The sequence below is a fragment of the Luteibacter sp. TLI7-4A genome (genome assembly GCF_056754745.1).
Window position 1 is genome coordinate 1,131,176 of sequence record NZ_JBPGWO010000001.1, and the last position, 18,523, is coordinate 1,149,698.

Genomic DNA, 18,523 nt, shown 5'->3' on the forward strand with positions numbered 1-18,523 from the left:
AAATTGGTCAAAAAAAACTTACTCGAGCAGCTTCAGTGCCTGCTCGATCGGACCTGTCATTTCCTCGCGGGAGCGGCCGGTCTTGCCCAGCACACGCATGCCTTGCAAGACACACACCAGCAAGCGTCCGACGGATTCAGCGTCCACGTCAGAACGGATGGAACCATCTTCCTGTCCCTGCCGGATGCAACCGACAAGGCGCTTTTCGTGCATCTTGAAGATCAGGTTCACGCGCTTGGCCATCTCCGGATCGGAGCTCGCCAGATCCACAGCGCTACCGACCACCAAGCAACCACGTCGTCCCGCGGCGCCGTGGCTGTAGTCCACATAGAGTTCCAGTACCGCTCGCACTTGCTCGAAACCCGTTGGAGCCCCCAAGAGCGCCTGCTCCAGACGAGCGGCGCGCAGATCGACATAACGCTCGAGCGCCGCGAGGAAAAGTGCTCGCTTGTCCTTGAATGCCTTATAGATGCTGCCCTCGGTGAGTCCGATGGCCGCCGTCAGTTTGCCCAGCGAGGTTGCTGGATAACCGAATTCACTAAAGACAACAATCGCCTTGTCCAGGACATCCTCGAGCACGAATTCCCGGGGGCGCCCTGGCGCCCTGGTGGCTGAATCTCGTGCAGGTGATCTAGACATGTCTTCATGTTAGGAAGTGATCGCTACCAAATCAAGTCTTTTTGAAACGATGCGTGTACTAGCCGCCGATGGGTCCTGATGCAGACATACCCACCAGGCACTACATACCCATCAATTGCTTGCACCCATGGCGCGGAAAGTAAGCGCCAATACTCTGGCTGCCTGAGCTTCCCCATCCTCGTTGGGGGGGATGCGCCAGAGACAAGACAGTAGGACCAGCACGTCAGCCGCATGGTTACCCGGCGGCATCTCACCAGACGCTTCACACGCCGCTATCAACCTCTGTACCGCGTCCAGCATGGGCAGATAGGCGTCTTGGGAGTCTTGTTCCGAGAGCGTTGCCTGGAGCGACTTGGCCATCGCATGTTTGACCCTGCCGAGTTGAGCAAGGCGGTCGCACCAAAGGCGAAACGCCTTCAAGGGGCGATGGTGGGCAAGTAGCGCTGACGCGAGTTCAACTTGTGCATCGATCTCGTTCTTATAGACCCCCAACACCAGAGCCTCCCGGTTCGGGAAGTGGCGGTAAAGCGTGCCCGCGCCTACGCCAGCCAGCTTCGCGATGGAGTTCAACGACACATCGGGGTCTGCCGCGAGCATGTCCCGCGCCACTTCAAGGATGCGGTCCCGGTTCGCACGCGCGTCGGTGCGCAGTTTTTCGCTCAATTTGGATGAACCTCTTGACGAAGCGGAGAGTTCTCCGTTAAATACGGAGAACTCTATCATTTTCAGCGAAAGGCATTCATCATGCAATACAGAAAGCTCGGTAACTCAGGACTGGACGTATCGCCCATCTGCATCGGTTGCATGGGTTTCGGTCGACCGGAACAAGGGTACCCCGCATGGTCTCTCGACGAAGACGCAAGCCGTGCTCTGATTCGCCACGCTGTCGACGCTGGCATCAATTTCTTCGACACGGCCAACATGTACTCCACAGGATCGAGCGAAGAGTTCGTGGGGAGGGCGCTCAAGGACTTTGCGCATCGTGACGCGGTGGTCATTGCAACCAAGCTATCCGCACCTACCCGAAACGGTCCCAATGCCTTTGGGCTATCGCGCAAGGCGATCATGGCCGAGGTCGACCACAGCCTGCGTCGGCTAGGGACAGATTACATAGATCTCTATCAAGTTCATCGTCGCGACCAACTGACGCCTTGGGAGGAAACGCTTGAGGCGCTGCATGATCTCGTGAAGATGGGGAAGGTTCGTTACATCGGTGCCTCGTCGATGATGGCGTGGGAGTTCAGTAAAGCGCTTCATCTACAGAAGGTACACGGCTGGGCTAGATTCATCTCCATGCAAGACAACTACAACCTGCTCGTTCGCGAAGAAGAGCGCGAAATGCTGCCACTTTGCGCCGATGAAGGTGTGCAGACGATGGTGTACAGCCCCCTTGCGCGTGGCCGTCTCGCTCGTCCGTGGGGGCAAGTCACCGAACGGTCGCAAACCGAGACTTCAGCTGCCGCGCAAAGCCCGGTGACGGCAGCGAGCGACCAGGAAATCATAGAAGCGGTTGCCGCCATCGCTGCCGAGCGTGGAGTGAATCAGGCACAGATTGCGCTTGCCTGGTTGTTTCGTAATCCCGTGGTTGCGGCACCGATTATCGGGGCACTCAAAACCAGGCATATCGATGATGCGGTTGCGGCTCTATCGATCACGCTTACCGATGATGAGGCGAAGCTACTGGAAGCTCCTTACACCCCTCGTCAAGACCACCAGGGCGTATCCGCACCAGCGCTATTGCATCGTGCCGCGGAGACGGCCACCGGGTTCAGAGCCGACGCCGCCATACCCACCGGTGTGTAACCATGCCAATCGAAGTGACAGGGTGATCGGCGGGCGTATCCAGGCCTCGACGGTTCAGACCTTCGCGAGCGGGCCCTGCATGGCGGCTTCATGCAGATCGGAGTGCAGCTTGGCGATGAAACCATCCATCGTTTCCTCGCCCAGGTCGACGACCTTGGCACCGCCGCCAGCGACGACGGTCACGTCGGTGATGCCGATGACGCCGAGAATCATGCGCAGATACTGAGTGGCGATGTCGCGATCGCGAATCGGCGAGCCTTCCGTGTAGATCCCGCCCGAGGCAAGAAGCACGGTCGCCTTCTTGCCAAGGACCAGGCCTTTTCCGTCGAACCCCAGCGTCGTGCCCTTGCGAACGATGTGATCGACCCATGCCTTCAGTACGGCCGGAATGTTGTAGTTGTAGACGGGCGTGGCAACGACGATGTGATCTGCGGCCAGCACCTCCGCGACCAGCTCATCCGAAAGGCTCAAGGCTTCCTTCATGTCCGGCGAATGCTGCTCGGGTGGCGTGAAATACGCCTGCAGCCAGGGCGCCGTGACAAAGGGCAGGTGGATTTGCGCAAGATCGCGAAAGACCACGCTGCCTCCCGCATGTGCGCTGCGCCACTCCTCGACAAAACGGCGGGTCATGTTGCGCGAGACCGAATGATTGCCGCGTGGGCTGGTTTCGATGACAAGAAGTTGGGACATGTCGACTCTCCATTGCTGGTGCCAGAAAACCGGGGCAGCCATAGGTGGGCTGCACGCATGCATGTTGCGACCCTCCATTCTTCTTGAAAAGAGATATTATGGAGATAGTTTCTATCGGTTTTTATGATGTATGGCGATCGGCAATCTCAGCCTGGATCAACTGCGTGTGCTGGTGACGATTGCCGACGTCGGCAGTTTCTCCGCGGCCGCTCGGGAGCTTCGCCGCGCCCAATCGGCCATCAGCCAGGCGGTGGCCACCCTTGAAGAGATACAGGGCGTGCGCCTGTTCGACCGAAGCGGGCATCGGCCGCGGCTCACGGACATCGGCATGGTGCTGGTCGAACAAGCGCGCCTGGTGCTGGCCAGCGCGGCCCGGTTCCAGGCCGTCGCGGCCAGCAATCGCTCAGGGCTGGAACCGGAACTCGCGCTGGCGATCGATCCGCTGGTGCCGACCGCGCCATTGATCGAGACCCTGCACGCGTTGCGCACGACCTATCCGGACCTTCCCGTGAGTTTCACCACCGAGGGCCTGGGCGGCGCCTTGCGCCGCCTGCGCAATGACTCCGCCGCCTTGGCCATCTGCCTGCTGCTCCCCGCCGTGCCCGAAGACCTCATCGCGCATCCGCTGCTGCGCATCGACATGGTCCCGGTGGTCAGACCCGATCATCCTCTGGCATCGCTCGGAAGGCCTGCGACACCCAGCGATCTCGAACCGCACGTCCAACTCGTACTCTCGGATCCGGTCGATCCCGGAGGGGCCAACTACGGGGTGTCAAGCGCCAGGCTATGGCGTTTCGTCGATCTTGGGCGTCGCCTGGATTTCCTGCTGGCAGGGTTCGGGTGGTGCCGCATGCCCAGCCACATGGTGGCCGACGCCATCGCGGACGGGCGCCTGGCTCGCATCGAGATCGAGAACGATCCGACACCTGGCGACGGATTGACGATCTACGCAGCCCACCGGCGCGATCGTGTGCCTGGACCCGCTGGACAATGGCTGTTGGAAGCGCTGAGACAGCACCCCGGCTCCTAGGACATCGTTGATGGCGGAGGGGGAAGAACCTGGTCGTTCCCGAGGAATCATGACGAGCTTGCTTGCCACGAGGGCTCGCCATTTCCACGGCGTGGAACTTCACAGGCTGTCCACTCGCCCTACCTTACATACCGGCGGCAGCGATTTCACGGCGAGCGGCTATATGCACTCGGTCAATACGGCGACCTTGAACATCTCTTATGTGGAACTCGGTCCGCAAGCGGGCTGGCCGGTCGTTCTATCGCACGGCTTCCCCTACGACGTTCACGCATATGACGAGGTCGCTCCGCTGCTGGCCGACGCCGGAGCGCGAGTGATCATGCCCTATCTTCGTGGCTTCGGACCGACGCGGTTCTTATCGGAAGCAACGATACGCAGCGGTCAGCAGGCGGCGTTGGGCCGCGACATTATCGAACTGTTGGATGCCCTTGGTATCGAGCGCGCCCTTCTGGCCGGCTATGACTGGGGCGGCCTGGCTTCCTGCGTGGCGAGTGCGTTGTGGCCGGAGCGTGTCGCGGGCCTCGTTTCATACGCGGGCTACGACATCATCGACGTCGAGCGGCTTGGTCACGCCTATGCACCAAGCCTGGAGCAAGCCGTGTGGTATCAGCACTTGTTCCAGCACGAGCGAGGCCGCGAATGCCTCGCCCTCCATCGACGCGAGCTCTGCCGGATTCTCTGGAAGCAGTGGTCGCCGCATTGGTCGTTCGATGAGGCGACCTTCGAGCGAACGGCAGCCTCCTTCGACAATCCCGATTTCGTCGACGTCGTGATCCATTCCTACCGCTTCGACTTCGGGCTGGCCGAGGGGGACCCCGCACTGGCACCCCTGGAAGAACGACTCGCGCAGAAACCGCCGATTACCGTTCCCGCCATGACGCTGGATGGGACGCAAGACCCGCTCAAGCCAGGTGGCACCGCTGACCACGCGAAGATGTTCGCTGCGCGGCATGAGCACCGCATCGTCGAGTGTGGCCACAATCTTCCATGGGAAGCGCCACGGGATTTCGCTGATGCGATTCTCACCGTCAACCGTTGGACACGGGGTTAGTCACGGGAAACCGCCAAGGCGATCCCATGCGCGCGGCCTGCGCAGACCTCATCGTAACGAGCATGCCCTCGGGACACTGGTTGCCGCTGGAACGGAAGACGGAACTCACACAGGCCATCCGCACTTGGCTCAAGACTAAAAATCTCTGATCGCCGTTTACGACATTCCGTCGTATGCCAAGCGAGCGTTCTTGATCGCCACCTGGTTGCGATTCGCCCACTGAACAAGAACGTTCAGGGGCTCGAGAATCGTTTCGCCCAGAGGCGTCAGGCGGTACTCGACGCTCGGCGGCCTGGTCGGGAACACCGTCCGCGTGATCAACCCGTCGCGCTCCAGATCTCGGAACGTCTGCGTCAGCATTCGCTTGGAGATGTCCGGGATCGCGCGCTGAACGGCGCTGAAGCGATGCGGGCCCTTCGCGAGAGTCGCCACGACGAGCACCGACCACTTGTCGCCGATCCGGTCGAGAACGTCTCGCGCGGGACATTGCGAGTCGAACGCCCACGTTGGTTGATCGTGAAAGTAACGGCCTCCGGCGGATGCCGGGATGGTTACTACTTCCTTACCTTTTCCCAAAATTCTGCCTCCTTCACGCCGCGCCATGGTCTCATTAAATTACCTAATCTCAAATACAGACCACGAGGAGAGACGCGGTGAAGCTGCTGCATATCGACACAAGCATCAAAACGACGGGATCGTTAAGCCGGGACATGTCAGCCGCGGCCGTGGAACGCCTCAAGCGTGAATCACCCGGCATGGCGGTCCAATACCGCGACCTCGCCGCCCATCCACTCGGCGATCTCACCGGGGGCGTATTCGCAGCCCATGCGCACGACGCGGGCACCAGTGATCTCGATCAGGCCGAACTGAGCGACCTGGCAGAAAGTGGGAAGGTCCTCGAGGAGTTCATGGCCAGCGATGTGATCGTGATGGGCGTCGCCTTCTACAATTTCACCGTCCCGAGCTCCCTCAAGGCTTGGATCGACCGGATCTGTGTCGTCGGAAAAACGTTCAGCTTTGGCGCCAGCGGCGTGGTCGGGCTGGCGCGCGGTAAGCGCGTGATCGTTCTTCTGGCGCGGGGCGGAATCTATGGCGAGGGATCGCCGAACGCGTGCCATGAACATGCGGAAACCTATTTGCGGTCCATCTTCTCGGTGCTCGGCATCGACAACCTGGAGGTGATCGCCGCCGACGGGGTCGACATCAGTCCTGAACTGCGCGCGGCCGCGCTGGCGCGCGCGATGGGCAGCATCGAGACGCTGGCGGCTTAGTCCCGATTGCCTATCGCCGGCCGTAAGGCGCGCAGCCATCCGGCCGATCGGCTGCCATTGATGAACCATGCGCATAAGCTCATGCGCATGCGTGGCCTTACGGAGCGACGGCCGACATAATAAATTCCAGGGGATCACGCTTCGTAAGGACGCAACCATATGACAGAAGAATCAGCGGCATCCGAAGCTCTCTCCGCTCGCCAGCAAGCCATCGTTCCCATCGCGGCCTTCGCCGCCACCGGCGACATCGGCCGGTTGACCACGGCCCTCGACCATGGACTCGACGCCGGCCTGACCGTGAGCGATACGCGGGAAATCCTGGTGCAGCTTTACGCGTACGCAGGTTTTCCGCGCAGCCTCAACGCCCTCGGCGCCTTCATGAAAGTGCTGGAATCGCGCAAGGAACGAGGCATTCGTGACGCGGCCGGACAGGCCCCGAGCCGCGCCATTCCCAAGGGCGACGCATTGCTTGCCGCGGGAACCGCCAACCAGACCCGTTTGGCGGGCGGCCCCGTGAAGGGACCAGTATTCGATTTCGCGCCGGCGATCGATGAATACATCAAGACACATGTGTTCGGTGACATCTTCGAGCGCGACAACCTCGACTGGCAAAGCCGGGAACTGGCGACGGTTGCCGTGTTGGCCGCGTTGCCGGGCGTGGAGCCGCAACTGCAAGCTCACATGCGCATCAGCATGAATATCGGCCTTTCGGCGAGCCAGTTAGGCCAACTCGGCCAGACGCTGGCCGATCGTGTGGACGCCGAAGCGGCGAGGCGAGCACGTGACGCCTTGGAGCGGCAGCTAGCCGCTGCGTAAGGGCGTTCACCCGGCCATGCGGGGGCCGGTGAAAAACTCCACCACGCTCCATGGCGCGCGGTCGTTGAAGAACAGCCTGAGATTCCGGTCCGACTCGGCCGCCGTGGCCGAGCTGCGAGGAAAGAGGTCCTCTTCGTACGCGAGGAGCGTGGCTTCGATGTCCCCTGGATGGGCGATGATGGCCTTCGCCAGTTCCGCGCCGTCGAACATGGCGAGGTTCGCACCTTCCCCGGCGAACGGTGACATCAGGTGCGCGGCATCTCCTAACAGGGTGACTCCGGGCACTCGCTCCCAGCGGTGATGGACGGGAAGGGCATAGATGGGGCGGGGCACGGGCGGGGTTTCGCTGCGCCGGATGAGCGTGGTCAATTCGGGTGCCCAGTCGTCGAACTCTTCCGCGATGCGTGCCAACGCGGTCGCCGGGTCGGAGAAGTCGATGCTGGCGATCCATTCCTCCGGCTCGTTCAAGGCCACGTAGGCATGCAGCGTGGCGTTGGCCTCCCGGTGGGCCAGGATGCCTTTGCCCGGCGCGATCGCCAGCAGCGAACCGCCACCCACTGCTTTCGCGGTGGCTCCATAGCGGTTGTCGCTGTCGAACAGGTACGTCTCGATAAAAGAGGTACCGACATAAGCGGGTGCGGCGTCGGAGAGAAGAGGGCGGACTTTCGACCAGGCGCCATCGGCACCCACGAGAAGACCGACGGTTGCCGTTGCGCCATTGGCGAAGGCGAGCGCGTGCCGACCGCCGTCCACCGGGTTCGCGGCGGTGAGCTTGTGTCCCCATTGAATCGTGCCGGCGGGAAGCGAGTCGAGCAGAATGCGGCGAAGGTCGCCTCGGTGCACTTCGGGCCGGCTGCCGTTGCCCTCGTCCAGGTCATCGAGCAGGACGATGCCATGCTTGTCGAGCACCCTCTGGGCATCGGCGCCCGCCTGGATGATCCCGAGGAACGCGTCGAAGAGGCCCGCCGCCTTGAGCGCGAGCTGGCCGTTGTACTCGTGGATATCGAGCAGTCCTCCCTGACCGCGGGCGTCTGCCGAGGTTTCCGCTTCGTAGACCGTCGTCGCGATGCCATGGACATGAAGCACCCTCGCAAGCGTCAGCCCACCCAGGCCCGCACCGATGATGGCGACAGGGGAGTTCATGAGGATGCTCCTCGCGTGAACCAGCGGGCGGCTGCGTCATCCAGGCCGCCGACATCGGGGACGCCTTCCGACACCCATGCGACGTATCCGTCCGGGCGTACCAACAAGGCACCCAGTCCGAAGGAATCCTTCGGACGTGCTGTGACATAAGCGATGTGACCGCCGTATTGGCCGGCGAACTTTTCGAGCGAGGCGTTCCCCACGAAATCAAAAAGGACACCACGGCCGTCATGCATCAGTCCACCCATCGTCCTGCCGTCGTCGAATTCGAACTCGGGAACACTGTGGCCCAGCAAGGGATGGCCCTCGCCGAAGGGATAGCGGGCGGAGATGCCCCATACCTTTCCAGCGAAATAGGTCGCGCCATCGCGCGTATCCATCAGGTCGCGGACGATCGCGTTCAGCGCGCGGGCGTGCGGCTCGGGTCGCATGATGGCGACCTGTGCGCGTGACCAGTCCAGGATCCTTTCGCCGATCGGGTGCCGCTCCGCGTGATAGCTGTCCAGCAAGTCGCCTGGTGCCTTGTTCCTGATGGCCGCGGCAAGCTTCCAGCCAAGGTTCATCGCATCGCCCAATCCCAGGTTGAGTCCCTGGCCGCCGAGTGGCGAATGGATGTGCGCGGCATCGCCTGCCAGGAAAACGCGGCCCTTGCGATAGACCGTGGCCTGTCGCGCGCGATCGGTCCACGTCGCCGCGATGTGCAAGGCGTCGATGCTCACATCGGTGTCGGAGATCCGTCGTAGAACGTCCTGCACGTGTTCCCGGGTGATGGGCGTGCCGGCCGCATGAAACGCACCGCCGTCGAAATCCTGCATCACCAGATGACCCGGTTGCGACTGCAAGTACATCCCGTAGGGCGTCGCGATGCGGCCCGGCTTCAGCTTCTCCGGATCGGCGATGTCCACTTTCGCCGTATAGCCGGTGAACTCCGGCTCGGTACCGGCGAATTCGAAGCCGCCCAGTTTGCGAACGGCACTGCGGCTTCCATCGCAACCCACGAGCCATCGGCCTTCGAAAGCCTGTTCGTGGGAATGGACGACAACCCCGTGCCCGGTCTGCTCGAAGCCCGTTACGGCCCGACCGCGCAGGATGCGGACGCCAAGGGTTTCCGCGCGCCGGGCCAGCACGGATTCGAGTTCTTCCATTTCCGATAGCAGATGGGAGGGTACCGAGCCCGGCAGACGATAGGGCCATCGGGCGGTGTCGATGTCGTCGTCATGAAAGGGGATGCCGGCGAAATGCCCCGCTTGCCGGCGTGGCCCCTGCCCGACATGTTGATGCGGACTCTGGATGCGCTTGTGGATCTGCAGTTCACGCAGCAGCCCGCGCCGGTGAAGGGCCTCGATCGTCGGCACCCAGAGCCCGCGCATCCCGAAGGGCACCCGTTTCAGCGGCGAGCAGGGGTCTTCCGTCCTTTCCAGCACCAGCACGGAGCACCGGACCAGGGCCAGTTCGCAGGCGAGGAACAGACCCACAGGGCCAGCGCCGGAGATGATCGCGTCGTAGTTTTCGTTGTCATGGAACGTCATTCCATAATATTGGAACGCCGTTCCATTTATGTCAATATATGGCACATGGGCAAACGTGCACGACGAGAAGAATCGCTATCGCGGGACCGCATCATCGAGGCATCGATCGCGCTCCTGGACAGCCGTGGAGAAGACGGGCTCACTTTTCGGGCGCTCTCCGAGCACTTGGCGACCGGGGCCGGCGCGATCTATTGGCACGTCGAGAACAAGGGCGACTTGCTGACCGCGGCCTGCGATGCGGTCGTCGCGCGCACGATGGCGCCCTGCGCGGCCGGAGCCTCGCCTGAAGACACCATCCGCGCTTTGGCCCTCGGCCTGTTCGACGCGATAGACGCGCATCCCTGGGTGGGCTCGACACTCACCCGCGCGGCGGGGCAGGCGCCCATGCTGAGGATCGTCGAGTGCCTGGGCCAGCAGGTTCGAGCCCTCGGCCTGTCCGATGAAGACCAGTGGACGGCGGCCTCGGCACTGTTGCACTACATCCTGGGCGTTGCCGGGCAGAACGCCGCCAACACGCAATTCGCCCGCACGCACGACATCGACCGCTCCGATTTCCTGGACGCGATGGCGACGGTCTGGTCCCAACTCGATCCGAACGAATATCCCTTCACGCGCAGTGTCGCCGGCCGCATGCGCGAGCACGACGACCGCGCGGATTTCCTCGCGGGGGTCGATCTCATCCTGGGTGGCATCGCGGCGCGGGGCGGGCGCTGACGTACGCGTTTCCGACCGGTTCGACACATCCCGCCGGTGTGGTTAAAGTCGCGGGCGACGCCACCCCGACCACGGAGAAGCGAGATGACCGACGGTAAATTCACGAACTGTCTCTTGTTCCATGGCAATGAAGCGCGCGAGGCCGCGGAGTTCTACGCGGCGACTTTCCCGGACAGCCATGTGGACGCCTCGACGGATCATCCCGGCGGCCCGCCGGGCACCGAGTTGATCGTCGAGTTCACCGTGCTCGGCCAGGCCTTCGTCGGCATCAACGGTGGACCGGACGTCAAGGCCAACGAATCGGTCAGCTTCATGGTCCTGACCGACGACCAGGCCGAGACGGATCGCTACTGGAACGCGATCGTCGGCGGTGGCGGCAAGGAGAATGCCTGTGGCTGGTGCAAGGACCGCTGGGGCTACTCCTGGCAGATCACGCCACGCGCCTTGCTCGCGGCGATGAGCCATCCCGATCGCGCCGCCGCCAAGCGCGCGATGGAGGCGATGATGTCGATGCACAAGATCGATATCGCGAAGATCGAGGCGGCCGTTCGCGGCGGTTAGTCGACCTTCCGTTTGCCACCCCGCACGGGACGCATCATGACGACGGTATCTTCCGGTTGAAGAACCCTGCCGTCTTCGGAACGCGGCCGCATTTTCGCGAGGGGGCGCCCCGCGTGACGGTCCACGAGAGAAACGTGCCGTTCGCCCGGTTCGAAGAAGAAATCCTCGCCCCATTGCCTTAACGCGACGAGCAGGGGAAACAGGCCGCGTCCTTTTTCGGTGAGCACATATTCCTGGTAGGCGCCGCCGTCCGAGGCGGGCACCGCCTCCATGATGCCGTAAGCCACCAGGTGCTTCAGCCGGGCCGCCAGGATGTTCTTGGCGAGGCCAAGGCTCTTCTGGAATTCGCCGAAGCGGCGCAGCCCGCCGAACGCGTCGCGGACGATCAATAACGACCAGCCATCGCCGATCGCGTCGAGCGGGCGCGCGACGCCGCACGCGGAGTCTTCATGGGTGATTCTCTTGACCATGGTTGCAAGGTAAAACCTTGTCTGCTAAAAGACAAATGGTTTCATATTGAAACCATAATTCCTCAAAGGATTTCCCATGATCCGCTCCGATGCATCCTTCGACGGCACGTTTCCCTTCATGCCTCGATTCACCCAGGCCGCGGGGTTCCGCATGCATTACGTGGACGAGGGGCCGCGCGATGGGGAGGTCGTCCTGTGCCTGCACGGCGAGCCGACATGGGGCTATCTGTTCCGCCACCTCGTGCGGGCGCTGGCCGGAACACACAGGGTCGTGGTTCCCGATCACATGGGTTTCGGCAAGAGCGAGACGCCGGCGAACCGCACCTACTGGCTGCAGGATCACATCGACAACCTCGAACACTTCGTGCTGTCGCTGGACCTGGCGGCGATAACGCTGGTTCTCCACGACTTCGGCGGCCCCGTCGGCATGGGCCTCGCCGCGCGTCACCCCGGGCGCATTCGCCGCGTCGTCACGACCAATGGCCCGACCCCTTTCGGGCAAGCCGGACTCGGCGAGCACCTGCTGGCGAACGCCCGATCGTCGCCATGGTTCCAGTGGATCGTGGAGGCCGACTCGCACGGTCGTCTCGAGAACGTACTGGGCGAATTGCGCTTCAACATATTGAGCACGTTGAAGCTCAACGGTTTCGAGAACCATGCGTTGATCGGCGATACATGGTTGCGCGCCTATGGATCGCACTTCGAAACGCCCGCGGATTGCGCGGGTGCGATCGGTTGGGCCAAGGGTTTCGCCACGGGTGCGCATCGTTTCGAGGTTCCCGACGCCGACGCCGTGCGCGCGCTTTCATCGAGGCCCGCGCTGGCGATCTGGGGGACGGCCGACCGTACCTTGCAGGCGGAGCATTTCCTTCCGCTCTTCAGCGAAGTGTTTCCAGACGCGCCCGTGCACACACTCGACGGTGTCGGGCACTACAGCCTGGAGGACGCGCCAGGGCCGATCGGCCGGTTAATCGTCGAATTCCTGGCGCGAACCTGATCACTCTGGCCGTGTCGCCACGCCGTCCAGTTCCGTCATCACGTCCTCGGGCAACTCCAAAGCCGAGGCGGCAAGGTTCTCGCGAAGGTGCGCGACGGACGAGGTGCCCGGAATCAGGAGGATGTTCGGAGCGCGACGAAGCAGCCAGGCGAGCGCCACCTGCATCGGCGTGGCGTCGAGTCGCTGGGCGACCCCGGAAAGAACGGACGACTGCAACGGGCTGAAACCACCCAGCGGGAAGAACGGCACATAGGCGATGTCTTGGCGGGCGAGTTCGTCGATGAGCGCGTCGTCGCCCCGATGCGCGAGGTTGTACTGGTTCTGCACGCACACGATGTCGCAGATGCGCCGTCCCTCCGCGACCTGCGTCGAGGTGACATTGCTCAGCCCGATACGACGCACGAGGCCTTGCCGCTGGAGTTCGGCCAAGACGGTGAGGGGTGCCTCGATCGAGCCTTCGGCGGGACCGTGCACATCGAACATGATTCGCAGGTTGACCACGTCGAGCACGTCGACGCCGAGGTTGCGCAGGTTGTCGTGGACCGCCTGGGTGAGCTCCTTCGCCGAGAAGGCCGGGCGCCATGACTTATCCTCGCCTCGCAGGGCGCCGATCTTGGTGACGATGACGAGGTCGTCGGGGTAGGGCGCGAGCGCTTCGCGGATCAGGCGATTCGTGACATGCGGACCGTAGAAGTCGCTGGTGTCGACATGGTTCACGCCGGAAGCGATGGCTTCGCGCAACACGGCCACCGCCGCGTCATGGTCCTTGGGTGGGCCGAACACGCCGGGGCCGGCGAGTTGCATGGCGCCGTAGCCCAGGCGCTTCACCCGGCGGTCGCCGAGGGTGAATGTTCCGGCGCGGTCGATGCTGGACATGGTGGTATCTCTTCGTGTGCGGATGAACCTTCAAGGTAGCCGCTCTCCACCGCTTCGATAATCCGGCACAATCCGTACGGGCTGTACGGAACGGCGAACGATGAAAGTCGACCTGAACGATCTGAACGCATTCGTCGCGGTGGCCCGTGCCGGTGGATTCCGTGAGGCCGCGCGGGTGAACGGGACCAGCGCGTCCAGCCTCAGCGAGGCGGTGCGCCGCCTTGAGGCGCAGACGGGCGTCCGCCTGCTCAACCGGACGACCCGAAGCGTCGCCCCCACCGATGCGGGCAAGGGTTTGTTGTCGCGGTTGGGCCCCGCATTGACCGAAGTGGAAGCGGCGCTCGAGACGGTGAACGACTTTCGCGACAGGCCAGCGGGGACGCTTCGCCTGAACGTGCCCGTGGTCGCCGCACGACTGGTGCTGCCCGCGATCGTGCCGCCGTTCCTCGCCGCCTATCCGGACATCCGCCTCGAGATCGTCGCCGAGGAGAATTTCGTCGACATCCTCGAAGCTGGATGCGACGCCGGCATTCGCTACGACGAGCGCCTGGAACAAGACATGATCGCCGTGCCGATAGGGCCTCGCGTGCAGCGTTTCGCCACGGCCGCGGCGCCGTCGTACCTCGCGCGTCGTGGTCGCCCGGAACATCCGCACGACCTTCTCGAACATGCCTGCCTGCGGGGCCGGTTCCCCAGCGGAACGATTCCACCGTGGGAGTTCGAACGCGATGGCGAGGTCGTTCGGGTCGACCCTGCCGGACCGTTGATCGTGCGGATCGGCGGCGGTGCCGATCTCAATGTCGAGGCCGCTCTCGCCGGCACAGGCATCATCTACCTGTTCGAGGACTGGCTTCGTCCGTACCTCGACAGTGGCGCGCTCGAACCGATCCTCCAGCCTTGGTGGCAGAGCTTTTCCGGACCCTTCCTCTATTACCCCGGGCGGCGACTCGTGCCGCCGCCGCTCAAGGCTTTCGTCGACTTCGTTCGTGCCTCCGCCTCCAGGTAGGCGCAAAACATATCGGCCATGGCATCGGCATACGCCTCGATCTCCGCGTGCGTGCGTGGCGTTTCCGAAAACTGCTTGCCCACCGCGCTGAACGTCGTGGTGATCAGGTCCCCGGCGAGCATGCGGAGCGCCTCCGGAGCATCCGGCAGTGCTTCCCGCATGAAAAGCCTGATCGTACGTTCGCCCGCTGCCTTCGCCTCTCGCGCTTCGGGCGCATCACGATAAAGCGGAGCTGCATCGTTGAGGGCCACGCGCATCGTGGCCTCTTCGCACTCGGAATGGATAAAAGCGTGGACGAGGGTGCGCAGGCGTGTGAGCGGCGGGTGGCGCGTGTCCTCGAGGATCTCGCATAGCAGGTTCGTCGTCTGTCGCCATTCATCGCTTTGCAGGCGAAAGAGGATGGCCGCCTTGTTCGGAAAATACTGGTAAAGCGAACCGATGCTGACGCCCGCTTTTTCGGCCACCCGTGCCGTGGTGAAGCGGTGCGCGCCTTCCTTGGCCAAAACCTGAGCCGCGGCTTCCAGGATGGTGGCGACAAGCCCGGACGAGCGGGCCTGCTTGGGCTGTTTTCGCGAGGAAATAGGCGGATTTCTGCGTTCGGTCATGGGCGGCGCCGTAATGCGATTAGAAAACGCGATTAAACCATCGCATTCTAATCCGGCGCGAACCCAAGCGCATTTCAGACCGGAGAAACCGCATGTCCACCCTTACCGCCACGCCGCTCGCCACGCTGATCGACCGCTTGTTCCACGAGGCGGACCAGACCTCCCCGGCAAGCGCCCCCGCCATCGCCGAGCTCTCGCGCGACGACCATGAGCGCCTCATGCGCAGCACGACCGAATACCTGGACTTCTATGGACGCCTGAAGGACATGCCGCTGGCCGTTTCCCGCGAGACGGGCAAGCTGCTCTACATGCTGGCACGCGGAAGCGGCGCGCGGACGATCGTCGAGTTCGGCACTTCGTTCGGCATCTCGACCCTGCATCTCGCCGCCGCCTTGCGCGACAACGGTGGCGGCCGTCTCATCACGACCGAGTTCGAGCCGTCCAAGGTGGCGCGGGCCCGGGACAACCTCATTGCCGGTGGTCTCGCCGACCTGGTAGAGATTCGCGAGGGCGACGCACTGGAGACGTTGGCCACCGGCCTTCCCGAGACCATCGACCTGCTCTTGCTCGATGGTGCCAAGGCTCTCTATCCCGCGGTCCTCGACCTGGTGGAAAGCCGCTTGAGGCAGGGCGCCTTCATCGTCGCCGACAACGCCGATTACAGCCCCGACTATGTGGCACGCGTGCGTTCGCCGGCACGTGGCTACCTGTCCATGCCCTTCGACGAGGATGTCGAGTTGTCCGTGCGGATCGGAGGTTGATGTCATCTTCGTGATGCCTTGTCCCCCTCTAAGGCATCATGAAGCATACAAGTATGCACAGAGGGGACGGAGCATGACGAAGGTACGTGTCGCTGGATTCACCTTGTCGCTGGACGGCTTCGCGGCCGGACCCGAGCAAAGCCTGGATCAACCCCTCGGGCTGGGAGGCGAGGCGCTGCACCGATGGCTGGTCGGTACGAAAACCTTCCATGCGATGACGGGCGAGGAAGGTGGCACGTCGGGGGTCGACGAGACGTATGCCGCGCGATCCATGCAAGGCATGGGCGCCTGGATTCTCGGCCGCAACATGTTCGGTCCCGTTCGCGGCGCATGGCCCGACGACCGCTGGAAGGGTTGGTGGGGCGATACACCGCCCTATCATTGCCCTGTCTTCGTCCTGACACGGCATGCGCGGGCGCCGGTCGAGATGGAAGGCGGCACGGTCTTCCATTTCGTCACCGGTGGCATCGACGAAGCACTGGCGTCAGCCAGGAAAGCAGCCGGCGCAGCCGACATCCGCATCGGCGGCGGCGCCTCGACCGTCCGCCAATACTTGCAAGCCGGCGTGATCGACGAGTTGCACCTGGCCATCTCGCCGGTGCTGCTAGGCCGGGGCGAGGCCTTGTTCACGGGCATCGATCTTCCCGCCCTGGGCTATGCGGTGGTCGAACATGCCCAGGGTGAGAACGCCATGCACGTGGTGCTGGCTCGTCAAACGCCCCCGAAATAAGCCGGCTGGTCGATATCGGCAAGCAGCCCCGGCTGCGTCGGTTGCCAGCCGAGCTGCGCGCGCGTCCGTTCGCTCGATGTCGGCGCGTCGATCCCGGTGAACATGGCGAACCAGCCGAAGTGGGCCTTCGCTTCCTCGACTGTCTTGCTTGCGACGGGAACGCCCAGGCGGCGGCCGATCACCGCGGCGATGTCCCGGAACGGTACGCCTTCTTCGGCGATGGCGTGAAACCGGCCGCCGATCGCATTGGCATCCAGGGCGAGGCGGTACAGGCGCGCGGCGTCCATGCGATGCACGGCAGGCCACCGGTTGGTTCCCTCGTCGATATATGCGGCCACGCCTTTCTCGCGAGCGAACTGGATGAGGCGAGGCACGAACCCGTGATCTCCTTCGCCATGCACGGACGGAGGAAGGCGAACCACCGATGCGTGCACGCCACGCGCCGCGAGTTCGAACGCCGTCGTTTCCGAGGCGCGCGGATAGGTGCTGGATGTCGGCACCGGGCCATCTTCTTCCGTGGCGAGACGACCATGGGCGAGATGCGCGACGCCGGAGGTGACCAGCAGGGGGCGCTGCGAGCCCTGGAGGGCGTCGCCGAGCGCAAGGATGGCGGCGCGGTCCATCGCGCAGTTTTCCGCGAAGCGGGAGAAGTCGTGGTTGAAGCCCGCGTGGATCACGGCATCCGCCATGGACGCCCCGCGGCGCAGGCTGTCCAGATCCTCCAGCGAGCCGCGATGCACCTCCGCACCCGCCTCGCGCAGTGACGCAGCGCCTGCATCGGAGCGGGCGAGGCCGAGCACGGCATGTCCCGCATTTCGCAATTCCTTCACGACGGCCGAGCCGACGAAACCCGTTGCACCTGTCACGAACACACGCATGGAAATCTCCCGTCGATCGAATGATGGGCGTACTCTCCGCAGATGATCGATCGGGGTGAAGTAGTGACGTTATACGGGTATGGGAACTAATACGATGAGTGTGCCGCTCGCCAGGAACAACGCGCTGGGAGAGTTCCTGAGGGACCGCCGCGAGAAGCTCGATGCGGCCGCCCTGGGATTCCCGTCGGTACGGCGGCGCACGCCGGGCTTGCGCCGTGAAGAAGTCGCCCAACGCGCCAACGTCAGCGCCACCTGGTACACGTGGCTCGAACAGGGAAGGGGTGGCGCTCCATCGGCCGACGTGCTCGACCGCATCGCGCGTGCGCTCATGCTTACCGATGTCGAACGCGAGCATCTCTTCCTGCTCGGCCTGGGCCGGCCGCCGGAGGTTCGCTATCAGGCGAAGGGGGACGTGACGCCGCGCTTGCAGCGCGTGCTCGACGCCTTCGACCTCAGCCCGGCCATCGTGCGTACCGCCACGTGGGACGTGGTCGCCTGGAACCGCGCCGCGGCGGCGGTGTTGACCGATTACGGCGAACTCATGGCCGCGGACCGCAACATCTTGCGCCTGATCTTCTCCCATTCCCGCGTCAGGGAGCGGCAGCTCGACTGGGAAAGCGTCGCGCGTTTCGTCGTCGCATCGTTCCGTGCGGACGTCGCGCGCGCGGGGGCATCCAGGGAGATCGAATCCTTCGTCGCCGAGTTGCGTGGCGAGAGCGCCGAGTTCGACGCGATGTGGCGTAATCACGACGTCGGCCACCATGGCGGAGGCACGAAGATCTTTCGTCACTCGGATGGCGGACTGTTGACGTTGGAATACTCCGCGTTCACGGTCGATGGCCGGCCCGATCTCAGCATGATCGTATACAACCCGGCCGCGCCCGCGGACGCGGCGCGCATAAGGGCGCTCCTCGCCGCATCGCCGGATTGAAGAAGGGTTGCCAATCCCCCGG

The 18,523-nt window shown here is 63.5% G+C and carries 22 protein-coding genes; 12 read left to right on the forward strand and 10 right to left on the reverse strand.

The window, feature by feature from the left end; genetic code table 11:
• Positions 1 to 18: 18 nt before the first annotated feature.
• Positions 19 to 579 (reverse strand): TetR/AcrR family transcriptional regulator, encoded by a 561-nt coding sequence (locus ACR9Y6_RS05065; RefSeq protein ID WP_481280291.1) that lies wholly within the window; start codon positions 577 to 579, stop codon positions 19 to 21.
• 171 nt (positions 580 to 750) lie between these two features.
• Positions 751 to 1,302, reverse strand: coding sequence for a TetR/AcrR family transcriptional regulator (locus ACR9Y6_RS05070; protein WP_481280292.1), 552 nt, complete (start codon positions 1,300 to 1,302; stop codon positions 751 to 753).
• Between the two features lie 81 nt (positions 1,303 to 1,383).
• On the opposite strand from ACR9Y6_RS05070, the gene ACR9Y6_RS05075 reads away from it, so the two are divergent.
• Positions 1,384 to 2,442 (forward strand): aldo/keto reductase, encoded by a 1,059-nt coding sequence (locus tag ACR9Y6_RS05075; RefSeq protein ID WP_481280293.1) that lies wholly within the window; start codon positions 1,384 to 1,386, stop codon positions 2,440 to 2,442.
• Positions 2,443 to 2,496: 54 nt separating this feature from the next.
• Here ACR9Y6_RS05075 and ACR9Y6_RS05080 read toward each other — a convergent pair whose 3' ends face one another.
• Positions 2,497 to 3,195 carry an FMN-dependent NADH-azoreductase gene (locus ACR9Y6_RS05080; RefSeq protein WP_481280294.1) on the reverse strand — a complete coding sequence of 233 codons (699 nt, stop codon included), beginning with the start codon at positions 3,193 to 3,195 and terminating at the stop codon, positions 2,497 to 2,499.
• A 67-nt stretch (positions 3,196 to 3,262) separates the two neighbouring features.
• Between ACR9Y6_RS05080 and ACR9Y6_RS05085 the strand changes: the two genes are divergently transcribed.
• Complete coding sequence (locus ACR9Y6_RS05085; RefSeq protein ID WP_481280295.1) at positions 3,263 to 4,162, forward strand: LysR family transcriptional regulator; 900 nt, start codon at positions 3,263 to 3,265, stop codon at positions 4,160 to 4,162.
• 49 nt (positions 4,163 to 4,211) lie between these two features.
• The gene (locus tag ACR9Y6_RS05090) at positions 4,212 to 5,213 is read left to right on the forward strand and encodes an alpha/beta fold hydrolase (RefSeq protein WP_481280296.1); all 1,002 of its coding nucleotides are present in this window, start codon (positions 4,212 to 4,214) and stop codon (positions 5,211 to 5,213) included.
• Positions 5,214 to 5,369: 156 nt separating this feature from the next.
• On the opposite strand, the gene ACR9Y6_RS05095 is transcribed toward ACR9Y6_RS05090, so the two are convergent.
• A complete protein-coding gene (locus tag ACR9Y6_RS05095) occupies positions 5,370 to 5,816 on the reverse strand; it encodes a winged helix-turn-helix transcriptional regulator (RefSeq protein ID WP_481280297.1) in 447 nt (148 codons plus the stop codon).
• Between the two features lie 50 nt (positions 5,817 to 5,866).
• Between ACR9Y6_RS05095 and ACR9Y6_RS05100 the strand changes: the two genes are divergently transcribed.
• A complete protein-coding gene (locus tag ACR9Y6_RS05100; RefSeq protein ID WP_481280298.1) occupies positions 5,867 to 6,484 on the forward strand; it encodes an FMN-dependent NADH-azoreductase in 618 nt (205 codons plus the stop codon).
• A 159-nt stretch (positions 6,485 to 6,643) separates the two neighbouring features.
• Entirely contained in the window at positions 6,644 to 7,300 is a 657-nt protein-coding gene (locus ACR9Y6_RS05105; RefSeq protein ID WP_481280299.1) for a carboxymuconolactone decarboxylase family protein, read from the forward strand.
• Between the two features lie 6 nt (positions 7,301 to 7,306).
• On the opposite strand, the gene ACR9Y6_RS05110 is transcribed toward ACR9Y6_RS05105, so the two are convergent.
• Positions 7,307 to 8,443 carry an FAD-dependent oxidoreductase gene (locus ACR9Y6_RS05110; RefSeq protein WP_481280300.1) on the reverse strand — a complete coding sequence of 379 codons (1,137 nt, stop codon included), beginning with the start codon at positions 8,441 to 8,443 and terminating at the stop codon, positions 7,307 to 7,309.
• A complete protein-coding gene (locus tag ACR9Y6_RS05115; RefSeq protein WP_481280301.1) occupies positions 8,440 to 9,972 on the reverse strand; it encodes an FAD-dependent monooxygenase in 1,533 nt (510 codons plus the stop codon). Before ACR9Y6_RS05115 ends, ACR9Y6_RS05110 begins: the two co-directional genes overlap by 4 nt.
• Between ACR9Y6_RS05115 and ACR9Y6_RS05120 the strand changes: the two genes are divergently transcribed.
• Both ACR9Y6_RS05120 and ACR9Y6_RS05125 read left to right on the forward strand, forming a co-directional pair.
• Positions 9,961 to 10,686: a TetR/AcrR family transcriptional regulator gene (locus ACR9Y6_RS05120; protein ID WP_481280302.1), complete on the forward strand. Its 726-nt coding sequence runs from the start codon at positions 9,961 to 9,963 to the stop codon at positions 10,684 to 10,686. The two genes, ACR9Y6_RS05115 and ACR9Y6_RS05120, sit on opposite strands and share 12 nt — an antisense overlap.
• An 84-nt stretch (positions 10,687 to 10,770) precedes the next feature.
• On the forward strand, positions 10,771 to 11,247 hold the full coding sequence (locus tag ACR9Y6_RS05125; RefSeq protein ID WP_481280303.1) for a VOC family protein: 477 nt from the start codon (positions 10,771 to 10,773) through the stop codon (positions 11,245 to 11,247).
• Here ACR9Y6_RS05125 and ACR9Y6_RS05130 read toward each other — a convergent pair.
• The gene (locus ACR9Y6_RS05130) at positions 11,244 to 11,717 is read right to left on the reverse strand and encodes a winged helix-turn-helix transcriptional regulator (RefSeq protein WP_481280304.1); all 474 of its coding nucleotides are present in this window, start codon (positions 11,715 to 11,717) and stop codon (positions 11,244 to 11,246) included. The two genes, ACR9Y6_RS05125 and ACR9Y6_RS05130, sit on opposite strands and share 4 nt — an antisense overlap.
• Positions 11,718 to 11,793: 76 nt before the next feature.
• Here ACR9Y6_RS05130 and ACR9Y6_RS05135 point away from each other — a divergent pair, with 76 nt between their 5' ends.
• Entirely contained in the window at positions 11,794 to 12,714 is a 921-nt protein-coding gene (locus ACR9Y6_RS05135) for an alpha/beta fold hydrolase (RefSeq protein WP_481280305.1), read from the forward strand.
• Here ACR9Y6_RS05135 and ACR9Y6_RS05140 read toward each other — a convergent pair whose 3' ends face one another.
• Positions 12,715 to 13,590 carry an aldo/keto reductase family oxidoreductase gene (locus ACR9Y6_RS05140; RefSeq protein ID WP_481280306.1) on the reverse strand — a complete coding sequence of 292 codons (876 nt, stop codon included), beginning with the start codon at positions 13,588 to 13,590 and terminating at the stop codon, positions 12,715 to 12,717.
• A 121-nt stretch (positions 13,591 to 13,711) separates the two neighbouring features.
• Between ACR9Y6_RS05140 and ACR9Y6_RS05145 the strand changes: the two genes are divergently transcribed.
• Positions 13,712 to 14,596, forward strand: coding sequence for a LysR family transcriptional regulator (locus ACR9Y6_RS05145; RefSeq protein WP_481282693.1), 885 nt, complete (start codon positions 13,712 to 13,714; stop codon positions 14,594 to 14,596).
• Here the strand turns inward: ACR9Y6_RS05145 and ACR9Y6_RS05150 are convergent.
• Positions 14,521 to 15,201 carry a TetR/AcrR family transcriptional regulator gene (locus ACR9Y6_RS05150; protein ID WP_481280307.1) on the reverse strand — a complete coding sequence of 227 codons (681 nt, stop codon included), beginning with the start codon at positions 15,199 to 15,201 and terminating at the stop codon, positions 14,521 to 14,523. The genes ACR9Y6_RS05145 and ACR9Y6_RS05150 overlap by 76 nt on opposite strands.
• Before the next feature lie 92 nt (positions 15,202 to 15,293).
• On the opposite strand from ACR9Y6_RS05150, the gene ACR9Y6_RS05155 reads away from it, so the two are divergent.
• Entirely contained in the window at positions 15,294 to 15,962 is a 669-nt protein-coding gene (locus ACR9Y6_RS05155) for an O-methyltransferase (RefSeq protein ID WP_481280308.1), read from the forward strand.
• Between the two features lie 73 nt (positions 15,963 to 16,035).
• Positions 16,036 to 16,692 carry a dihydrofolate reductase family protein gene (locus tag ACR9Y6_RS05160; protein WP_481280309.1) on the forward strand — a complete coding sequence of 219 codons (657 nt, stop codon included), beginning with the start codon at positions 16,036 to 16,038 and terminating at the stop codon, positions 16,690 to 16,692.
• Here the strand turns inward: ACR9Y6_RS05160 and ACR9Y6_RS05165 are convergent.
• Positions 16,674 to 17,570: an SDR family oxidoreductase gene (locus tag ACR9Y6_RS05165; protein ID WP_481280310.1), complete on the reverse strand. Its 897-nt coding sequence runs from the start codon at positions 17,568 to 17,570 to the stop codon at positions 16,674 to 16,676. The genes ACR9Y6_RS05160 and ACR9Y6_RS05165 overlap by 19 nt on opposite strands.
• A 94-nt stretch (positions 17,571 to 17,664) precedes the next feature.
• Between ACR9Y6_RS05165 and ACR9Y6_RS05170 the strand changes: the two genes are divergently transcribed.
• Positions 17,665 to 18,501 (forward strand): helix-turn-helix transcriptional regulator, encoded by an 837-nt coding sequence (locus ACR9Y6_RS05170; RefSeq protein WP_481280311.1) that lies wholly within the window; start codon positions 17,665 to 17,667, stop codon positions 18,499 to 18,501.
• The last annotated feature ends 22 nt before the right edge of the window (positions 18,502 to 18,523 follow it).